Below are 3,134 nucleotides of genomic sequence, written 5' to 3'. Positions count from 1 at the left end.
TCTCCCGGATTTGAAGCCATACCGCCTCTGGCGGCTTCAAATCCGGGAGAGGAGATCATCGACAAAAACGCTGAAGCGGACCGGCTGAAAGCCGGTGGTTTGTATCCGATACATGGAAAATCAAAGCGCCAGGCATTGGGACCGGATCAAAGCGAAAGGCCGGGACGCGATGCCCGGCCTTGTTCATGGGATATCGGCTTACTCAGCCTGCGGTCAGGCAACCAGCCTGCGGGCTTCCTGCCAGAGCGGATCGGTTTCCCATTCGAGGCATAAGCGGCCCTCAACCGTAGCGGTGATTACCTTCGCCGCGAAGTCGGTAGGTGACATGGCGGGAATCGCTTCCATGCGCTTTTCCAGTTCGTCGCAGGCGTCATAGAACAGCGCGTCAAATTCGGCGTCGATTTCCTTGCCCTCAATACCGGGGGCCTCATAGACGGCAGCAGCGGCCCGCAAGGCTTCACGCTGACGGAACAGGCGCAGGATTTCGCTATCCTCGGGCCGGTCCATCCGTTCAGCTATGGCCCGCGATTCCAGCACAAGGGCACGGGTTCCGGGCGTGTCATTCAGATATCCGCCCGTGTCGTCGGCAATCAGCACCTTGAAGGCGAAGGCTTCCAGAGACAGTGCCGGGCGCTGGGCTGCGAAATCCTCAAGGTCATGGATCTGCCGGGACAACCGGCGCTCGGCTTCGCTGCCGTCCGGGGCATGGCTGGCGTTGTAAGATTCGGTCAGGCGCTGCCATGCGAGGAACAGCCCGCGAAAGATTGCGGCATCGCTCATGCTGCACCGCCTTTCGGCAGGTTTACCGAATCCAGTTCCTGATTAAGCTGGCGCGCGATTTCGCTGGCAGCCTCAAGCAATCCGATATTCAGGTGCGCAAGGTCTTTGTCGTCAGCCATACACAAAGCAGCGTTGACAATTCGTTCCAGCTTCAGGGCAGCATTTTGCTGTCGCTGGATGTGGTTCGGAAGGTCGTTCATGCTGCACCGCCTTCCTGCGTGCTGACGGTTTCCAGCAGAAGTGCTGCGGCATCCAGCTTGTCCAGAGCCGTGAAGCAGGCAGCATTGATTGCGGCGCGGTCAGGGTCCGGCTTCCCCCCGCCGGGGTTATATCGGGTCGCCAGTTCGATCAGGTTCAGGACATGGCGGGCGTCGTCAATTTCGTCGGTGGCATTCAGATGTGCTTGGGGCATTGGCTTCCCTTTCAGGGTTATGCGGCTTGGCGGATTTCGGCGCGCAGGGCATCGGCGGTGGCATAGTCGGCAGGCGTCCAGCGGGTCTTGCAGTCCAGCACATAGAGACGCTGGCGCAGTTCGGCGGCACGGCCCGTCTCTACCGGGCGGGCAGCGCGCTTCGCAGCAAACCATGCGGCTGCCAGGTGGTGCTTGAAGATGAACCGGCGGCTAGCAGCCGACACGGGCGACGGGCTGCGGGGCAATCTCGGCTTTCGTCGCGGCCCATGCTGCTTTCATGATTTCCGACTTGTTGAACATGGTGGGCTTCCTCTGGATATTTCGCTTACTGTGTTGTATGTATGATACAGGGTTAGCGCATTGCCAATAACCCCGTTAGCGAATTATTGCACGAGGTAAGCGAATGACGCCGGAACAAGTGAGAATGGCAAGGGCAGCAACCGGTCTCGGGGTTCGAGACCTAGGCGAGGCGGCAGGCGTCTCCTTCACATCGGTCAGCCGCTTTGAAACTGGGAAAAGCGGTCTTCACCACGCAACAGCGGAAGCCATCCGCAAAGCCCTGGAAGCCCGTGGCATCCAGTTTCTCGAAGATGGACAGGTTGCCGCCGGGCCGGGCGTGGCGTTGAAAGGGGCGGCGGAATGAATACCGAACGCGACAAGCTGGTAGCGTTCAATGAGCGGGTGAAGCTGTTTGCCGGGTTCGTGAATGCGATAGCACTGGGCCTGATAGGCTTCGCGGTTCTGCGCCCGCTGACTGACAGCCTGTCGAATGCGTCATGGGCGGCGGCATGGTGGGCAGCGGCAGGACTCGCAATGCACGGTGTTTCGCACTATATTCTGGGAAGGATTAGGAAAGAGGTGAAGCCATGACGCTGTTTGACTTTATCGTCCCTCTTGTCGCGCTGGCGGTTGCCGGGGCAGGCGTTCTTGTCCTGCGCCGTGCAGAGCGTAACCTTGACGCGAAGCATGGATGCCACCACCCCGCCGAATGACGGCCCGTAGACATGCACCGTTTCTTGGGGGCTTCGGCCCCCTTTTCATTTCAAGGCCACCGCGAAGATTTATCGGCGGTCATAACGCGCGCGAGGGCTTCGGCCCCTTTCCAGTTCAGGACACACCACCATGAGCCGTTCACGCAAGAGAACCCCGGTTGTCGGGATAACCACCGCGCCCAGCGACAAGCCCTATAAAGTTGCTGAACATCGCCGTGAACGCCGGTCGGCAAAAGTAAGTATCGGCAACGGCGCTGAGCCGGAACATCCGAAAGCCTTTGGCGACCCGTGGCGAGGCGAGAAGGATGGCAAGGCATATCTGGACAATCCCAGCGCCGGGGATATGCGGAAGTAAGCGCCCCCCTTTTTACGGTGCGGAATAAAGAGCCGGATCGGCCTTCACCTGCACCCCGGATGCCCGCCCCTTTTTACGGTGTCAGAAAATCGGGCCATTGATAGCACCCCATGCGCTGGCTTCCCGATCCAGCCTGACAGCCCGCCTGCGTCTGAAGTTTTCTGAGGTTTCCGCTGACCGGTTGAACCTCAACATTTGTCAACATCCTGATTTCACCCCATGCAGATCGGCCAGCACCTTGGGGTAATCTCAGGGTTCCTGCCGGGCCTTCTGTCTGCACCGTGCAGCCCGGCTGCGGCAGCCTTCGCAGCAATAGCGCGCATCGGCCCTGCGATAGTCAGGAACGGCTCCACCGCACCACAGACAAACCCAGCCATCGCGGCGCAGGTTCGCCAGAATGCGGCTGGCGCGGGCCATGCGCTGGGTTCTGCCTTGAAGCAGGAAGGTATCGACCAGCAGGCTTGCACCGGGCGTTGTTGCAGAACGCCGGTTTGAGCCGAGCTTGCGCCTTTCCCCCGCGATCTTAGGCGACGCGTTCGATCTCCGCTTGGCCGAGAGCGTTGAAGCGGTTCATGAGGGCAATGCGGATGTGGAT

General features: G+C 60.2%; 9 protein-coding genes. 5 read left to right on the top strand and 4 right to left on the bottom strand.

The window, feature by feature from the left end; translation table 11 throughout:
• Positions 1-273: hypothetical protein (locus KNW02_RS20220; protein WP_216034984.1), on the top strand; the 273-nt coding region annotated here is incomplete at its 5' end.
• Here KNW02_RS20220 and KNW02_RS20215 read toward each other — a convergent pair.
• From KNW02_RS20215 to KNW02_RS20200, 4 genes are read right to left on the bottom strand one after another with little or no spacing between them, the layout of a single operon-like run.
• Positions 214-780 (bottom strand): hypothetical protein, encoded by a 567-nt coding sequence (locus tag KNW02_RS20215; RefSeq protein ID WP_216034983.1) that lies wholly within the window; start codon positions 778-780, stop codon positions 214-216. The genes KNW02_RS20220 and KNW02_RS20215 overlap by 60 nt on opposite strands.
• Positions 777-980, bottom strand: a complete 204-nt coding sequence (locus KNW02_RS20210) for a hypothetical protein (protein ID WP_216034982.1) — start codon at positions 978-980, stop codon at positions 777-779. The genes KNW02_RS20215 and KNW02_RS20210 overlap by 4 nt, the downstream gene beginning before the upstream one ends.
• On the bottom strand, positions 977-1,192 hold the full coding sequence (locus tag KNW02_RS20205) for a hypothetical protein (RefSeq protein WP_216034981.1): 216 nt from the start codon (positions 1,190-1,192) through the stop codon (positions 977-979). The genes KNW02_RS20210 and KNW02_RS20205 overlap by 4 nt, the downstream gene beginning before the upstream one ends.
• A 17-nt stretch (positions 1,193-1,209) precedes the next feature.
• Complete coding sequence (locus KNW02_RS20200) at positions 1,210-1,416, bottom strand: hypothetical protein (protein WP_216034980.1); 207 nt, start codon at positions 1,414-1,416, stop codon at positions 1,210-1,212.
• Positions 1,417-1,595: 179 nt separating this feature from the next.
• Between KNW02_RS20200 and KNW02_RS20195 the strand changes: the two genes are divergently transcribed.
• The 4 genes from KNW02_RS20195 (at position 1,596) to KNW02_RS20185 (ending at position 2,539) form a co-directional block, all read left to right on the top strand.
• Complete coding sequence (locus KNW02_RS20195) at positions 1,596-1,835, top strand: helix-turn-helix domain-containing protein (RefSeq protein WP_216034979.1); 240 nt, start codon at positions 1,596-1,598, stop codon at positions 1,833-1,835.
• Positions 1,832-2,062, top strand: coding sequence for a hypothetical protein (locus tag KNW02_RS20190; RefSeq protein WP_216034978.1), 231 nt, complete (start codon positions 1,832-1,834; stop codon positions 2,060-2,062). Before KNW02_RS20195 ends, KNW02_RS20190 begins: the two co-directional genes overlap by 4 nt.
• A complete protein-coding gene (locus tag KNW02_RS21150; RefSeq protein WP_256447780.1) occupies positions 2,059-2,184 on the top strand; it encodes a hypothetical protein in 126 nt (41 codons plus the stop codon). Before KNW02_RS20190 ends, KNW02_RS21150 begins: the two co-directional genes overlap by 4 nt.
• A 130-nt stretch (positions 2,185-2,314) precedes the next feature.
• Positions 2,315-2,539 carry a hypothetical protein gene (locus KNW02_RS20185; protein WP_216034977.1) on the top strand — a complete coding sequence of 75 codons (225 nt, stop codon included), beginning with the start codon at positions 2,315-2,317 and terminating at the stop codon, positions 2,537-2,539.
• Positions 2,540-3,134 lie beyond the last annotated feature (595 nt).

This window comes from Paracoccus marinaquae (genome assembly GCF_018860165.1).
GTDB classification, from domain to species: Bacteria; Pseudomonadota; Alphaproteobacteria; order Rhodobacterales; family Rhodobacteraceae; genus Paracoccus; species Paracoccus marinaquae.
Note: the sequence above shows the minus strand (reverse complement) of the source record. Positions and strands in the feature narration are given on the sequence as shown.

Coding starts and splice junctions, on each gene's coding strand:
- KNW02_RS20215 (WP_216034983.1), bottom strand. CDS start 780: ATGAGCGATGCCGCAATCTTTCGCGGGCTGTTCCTCGCATGGCAGCGC.
- KNW02_RS20210 (WP_216034982.1), bottom strand. CDS start 980: ATGAACGACCTTCCGAACCACATCCAGCGACAGCAAAATGCTGCCCTG.
- KNW02_RS20205 (WP_216034981.1), bottom strand. CDS start 1,192: ATGCCCCAAGCACATCTGAATGCCACCGACGAAATTGACGACGCCCGC.
- KNW02_RS20195 (WP_216034979.1), top strand. CDS start 1,596: ATGACGCCGGAACAAGTGAGAATGGCAAGGGCAGCAACCGGTCTCGGG.
- KNW02_RS20190 (WP_216034978.1), top strand. CDS start 1,832: ATGAATACCGAACGCGACAAGCTGGTAGCGTTCAATGAGCGGGTGAAG.
- KNW02_RS21150 (WP_256447780.1), top strand. CDS start 2,059: ATGACGCTGTTTGACTTTATCGTCCCTCTTGTCGCGCTGGCGGTTGCC.
- KNW02_RS20185 (WP_216034977.1), top strand. CDS start 2,315: ATGAGCCGTTCACGCAAGAGAACCCCGGTTGTCGGGATAACCACCGCG.